This is a genomic window from Nocardioides sp. (genome assembly GCF_025964975.1).
Lineage (GTDB): Bacteria > Actinomycetota > Actinomycetes > Propionibacteriales > Nocardioidaceae > Nocardioides.
The window spans coordinates 1-4343 of the sequence record NZ_JAOPXV010000138.1 but is presented as its reverse complement, the minus strand read 5'-3'; the positions used below and the strand labels follow the sequence as shown (position 1 = coordinate 4343).

Sequence of the window (4343 nt, the reverse complement as noted above, 5' to 3'; positions counted from 1 at the left end):
CGGCGCCGCGGCTCAACAAGCACGCGGTGGTCAACGGGCTCGGCGAGGGTCGGCACCGGCTCCGGCTGGTGGTCAAGCGCGGTGGCCGTGCCTTCATCGAGGGCTTCGGCATCACCGGTTGATCCAGCACGGCACTGCACGACACAGCACGAGGCCCGCTCCGAGCACTGCTCGGGGCGGGCCTCGTCGTTCGTCCTAGCCGCGCTCAGCGCTCGGCGTCGGCCTTGATCTTGGCCAGCGTCTCGCGCATCCCGGCCCCGAGCTCGACCTGGAATTCGGCGACGCCGCCCAACAGGGTGTCGGTGAGCGAGCGCGAGATCGAGGAGATCCCGTCGGGAGCCTCCCGGCGCTGGGTCAGTATCGTGCCGCCGGTGCCGTTGTCGGCCAGGCAGAACGACCAGATGGTTCGGTTGTCCTTGATGCGGAAGGCGATCTCGCGGTGCGGCTCGAAGCGCACCACCTTGGCCCGGGTCGGCCACACCAGCGGTCCGCGACGGTTGACGTTGATGGTCGTGGTCCCGAGCTGGACCGGCCGGCGCCGGACGATGGTCCTGACGACCTGTGGGCTCCACTTCGACATACGGCCCAGGTCCGAGACGAGGGACCACACGCGCACCGGGGGCGCGTCGATGTCGATGGACTCTTCGAGCAGCGGGGCCACGAGGTCGGTCATGGCCGCAATCTAGTCGAGCTGCGGCATCGACTCCGTGTGGGTTCTGTCACCTTCACCCGTGTTGCAACATGCGCGAACGTTCAGCTCCCCCGGCTACCCGGGGGAATGGGGCGAGCAGCCGAAGAGCTCAGGCCTCCGGGTTCGCCTCGGCCCACGCGAGGAGCGCAGCGGTCGCGTCCTTCTCACTCATCGGACCGTGGTCCATGCGCAGCTCGAGCAGGTGCTTGTACGCGGCGCCCACCCGGCGGCCGGGGGCGATGTCGAGGATCTCCATGATCTGCGCCCCGTCGAGGTCGGGGCGGATGGAGTTGAGCTCCTCCTCCTCGGCGAGGCGGGCGATGCGGTCCTCGAGGGAGTCGTAGGTCCGACGCAACCGGTCCGCCTTGCGCTGGTTGCGGGTGGTGCAGTCGGCGCGGGTCAGGATGTGGAGTCGCTCGAGCTGGTCGCCGGCGTCGCGCACATAGCGGCGTACGGCGGCGTCGGTCCACTCGCCCGCGCCGTACCCGTGGAAGCGCAGGTGCAGCTCGACCAGCTTGCTGGTCGCATCGATCTCGACGTTGGAGAAGCGGAGTGCCTGCATCCGCCTGCGGGTCATCTTCGCGCCGACCACGTCGTGGTGGTGGAAGGTCACCACGCCGCCCGGCTCGAAGCGCCGCGTGCGGGGCTTGCCGACGTCGTGCATCAGCGCGGCGAAGCGCGAGATGAAGTCCGGTCCGCCACCGAGTCGCGTCTCGAGGTCGATGGACTGCTCGAGCACGGTCAGCGAGTGCTCGTAGACGTCCTTGTGACGGTGGTGCTCGTCGCGCTCGAGGGCGAGGGCGGGCAGCTCGGGCAGGACGTGTGCCGCCAGCCCGGTCTCCACCAGCAGGCGAAGTCCCAGCCGCGGGTACGGCGCGCACACCAGCTTGACGAGCTCGTCACGGACGCGCTCGGCGGAGATGATCTCGATCCGCCCGGCCATCGCCGTCATGGCGGCCACGACCTCCGGCGCCGGGGTGAAGCCCAGCTGGGCAGCGAAGCGCGCTGCTCGCATCATGCGCAGCGGGTCGTCGGAGAAGGAGTCCTCGGGCGTGCCCGGCGTGCGCAGGGTCTGGTTGGCCAGGTCGACGAGTCCGCCGTAGGGGTCCTCGAACTCCCGGCCGGGCACCCGGACCGCCATGGCGTTGACGCTGAAGTCGCGCCGGCCGAGGTCGCCGACCAGGTTGTCGCCGTACGACACGTCGGGCTTGCGCGAGCTCGGGTCGTAGGTCTCGGCGCGGTAGGTGGTGATCTCCACCTGCCACTCCCCGATCCGGGCGCCGATGGTGCCGAAGGAACGACCCATGTCCCAGATCGCGTCGACCCACCCCGCGAGCAGCTTCTCGGTCTTCTCCGGACGTGCCGAGGTGGCGAAGTCGAGGTCGTTCTGCAGCCGGCCCAGCATGGCGTCGCGGACCGGACCCCCCACCAGTGCCAGCTCCTCGCCCGCCGCGGCGAAGCGTGCGCCGAGCTCGTCGATGACCGGTCCGATGCGAGTCAGCTCCGAGGCGACGCGCCGCTGGACCTCGGCGATCGAGAGCGGAGGCAGGACGGCGTCGGACACAAGGGTGAACGATAAGGGATGAGGTGGGGAACGCCGTGGTCGCGAGAGTCGCGCCGGATGCCCTGTGACCGGGCACTAGAGTCGGTGCCGTGCAGCGCCTGTCCTCGACCTCTCGCGCCCGGAGGGCGACGGGACGGACGACGAGACGCACGACGACGGCGGTCATGCGCATCGTGGTGGCTTCGTTGGCCCTCGTGCTGATGAGCCTGAGTGTGCCGCTCGGCCTTCCCGCAATGGCCCACGCGCTCCCGAAGCCGGAGGAGAAGGAACCGCTCGAGGTGCACCTCGGGTCCATCAGCCCGTCCACCCTCAGCGACAACGACCGTCCGCTCACCATCACCGGGACGGTGACCAACCAGAGCGACGAGCAGTGGACCGAGATCCGCCTCTACTCCTTCCGTTCCGAGATCCCCATCCCGGACGCGCAGTCCCTCGCGGACTCCGCTGCGATCGAGACCGCCGCCTTCGTCGGTACGCGCATCATCGAGCCGGGCACCGAGGACACTGTCGAGGCGCTCGACCCGGGCGAGTCGGAGGAGTTCTCGCTCACCGTGCCGCGCGCGGAGATCCGCGTCACCGAGCCGGGCGTCTACTGGCTGGGAGTGCACGCCAGCGGCATCCCGTCCTCCTCGCTGGAGCGGGACGACGTGGCAGACGGTCGTGCCCGGACCTTCATCCCCCTGGTCCCCCGCCCCCGTGGCAAGGACAAGAACAAGGACACGGACACGGTGGAGGCTGCCATCGTCGTCCCTGTCCGGGAGACGGTGTGGTTCCAGCCCGACGGGCGCATCGCGCACCTCGCCCGGTGGACCAGGTCCTTGGGTGACGGTGGACGGATGGACGCCGTCCTGGACGCGGGAGAGGCCGCCGACGTACCCCTCACCTGGCTGGTGGACCCGGCCGTGCCGGCGGCCGTGCGGCGGCTGGCGGCAGGAAATCCGGCCCGCAGCCTGGCCCCTGATCCCCACGCTCCCCCACCCGGCGAAGAGCCCACCGAGCCGCCGACCGAGCCCACCGACGGCCCGGTCGAACCCGAGCCGTTCGCGGCGTTCTCCGACCCGATCCCCGCGCCGGTTCCCGAGGAGGAGCTGTCCGAGCGTGAGGAGGCGCTGGCCGCGCAGGCGCGGGAGTGGTGGGATCGCTTCCTCTCCCTCACCACCCGCGGGACAGTCCTGGCCCTGCCGTACGGCGACATCGACGAGTCAGCGGCTGCGACGTACGGCCCGGCGTTCTACCAGCAGGCCGTGACCCGCAGCACCCAGGTGATGGCCTGGCTGGGGATCCCAGCCACCCCTGCCCTGGCTCCGCGTGACGGCATCATGAGCCCGGCCGCCATCTCGGCCGCCGGCGAGCAGACGACGATCCTGCTGGGGGACAACACCTCGTTCGCCGGGCCGCCCGACTCCCCGTCGTCGATGGTGCGACTACTGGGGCACAAGGTGGTCGTGACCTCGACCGGCGCCGCGGCAGGCGGGCCCGGGCCGACTCCGGCCGACGACCCCCTGGCCCTGAGGCAACGCCTGCTCAGCGAGGCAGCCCTGCGCCTGCTCAGCGCATCGGCGTCGGCGTCGGGACCCCGTACGCCGACGCCTCCACCGGTCGTGATGATGCTGCCGGCCGACTGGCACCCCGAGGAGCCCGAGACGCTCCTGGCCGACCTCGACGTGCAGTGGCTCTCACCGGTCACCGTCGCCGACGTCGCGCTGCGACCGGCAGTCGGGATGAGCGCCGCCGACATCGCCTACATGACCGAGGACGGCGAGGCCGAGCTCGACGAGACCAGCTTCACCGCCGCCGAGGAGCTGACGGCGCGGGCCGAGCTCCTGTCCGGTGTCCTGACCCTGCAGGACCTCGTGCGCGAGCAGGTGGCCGACGAGGTGCTGGTGAGCCTCTCGAGCGGTCACCGCCTGCACCCCGACGAGGCGGCCCTGAGCGTGCGGGAGGCCGCGCGCTTCCTCGACGACCAGCTCGATCAGGTCACTGTCGAAGGCCCGCCCGGCGGGGCCGTCACCCTGTCCAGCGCGAGCGGCAACTTCTCCGCTGACCTCGTGAACGGCCTCGACCAGCCGGTCACCGTTCGGGTGGACG

Annotated in this window: 3 protein-coding genes; 1 reads left to right on the top strand and 2 read right to left on the bottom strand. The window is 70.9% G+C overall.

What is annotated here, in order from left to right; genetic code table 11:
• Positions 1-205: 205 nt before the first annotated feature.
• Both JWN68_RS10410 and JWN68_RS10405 read right to left on the bottom strand, forming a co-directional pair.
• The gene (locus JWN68_RS10410; protein WP_297738423.1) at positions 206-673 is read right to left on the bottom strand and encodes an SRPBCC family protein; all 468 of its coding nucleotides are present in this window, start codon (positions 671-673) and stop codon (positions 206-208) included.
• 127 nt (positions 674-800) lie between these two features.
• Positions 801-2255, bottom strand: coding sequence for a CCA tRNA nucleotidyltransferase (locus JWN68_RS10405; protein WP_297738421.1), 1455 nt, complete (start codon positions 2253-2255; stop codon positions 801-803).
• Between the two features lie 89 nt (positions 2256-2344).
• Between JWN68_RS10405 and JWN68_RS10400 the strand changes: the two genes are divergently transcribed.
• A partial coding sequence (locus tag JWN68_RS10400; protein WP_297738419.1) for a DUF6049 family protein occupies positions 2345-4343 on the top strand: 1999 nt, incomplete at its 3' end.

Bases quoted from the DNA above. Each gene is read 5' to 3' on its own strand.
- JWN68_RS10410 (WP_297738423.1), bottom strand. From the start codon at position 673: ATGACCGACCTCGTGGCCCCGCTGCTCGAAGAGTCCATCGACATCGAC.